General features: G+C 62.9%; 1 protein-coding gene. It reads right to left on the reverse strand.

Translation table 11 applies throughout. From position 1 onward, the window contains the following. Positions 1-240, reverse strand: a 240-nt coding sequence (locus RRB22_07545; GenBank protein ID MDT8384252.1) for a hypothetical protein, incomplete at both ends; no start/stop codon positions are given.

Here is a 240-nt window from a genome sequence, read left to right on the forward strand (position 1 = left end):
TGTGGCCACCGGGCAGGCTGTGACAGCCGGCGCTCGCGCAGGTGCCATTGACCTGATTGTGGTCCACGATAAAGACCGGCACCCATGCTGTGCTGTTATGACAGGCCTCGCAAATATCAGACGTATTGATATGGCTGCCAGACTTCCCGATGGCGATCACGCCGTCGTGACAGGACGCGCAGGTCCCCAGCACCTGGGCGTGGTCCACCAGCGGGTTGACCGGGGTCCAGGCGGTGCTGA

This window comes from Gammaproteobacteria bacterium (assembly GCA_032250735.1).
Taxonomy (GTDB): domain Bacteria; phylum Pseudomonadota; class Gammaproteobacteria; order SZUA-152; family SZUA-152; genus SZUA-152.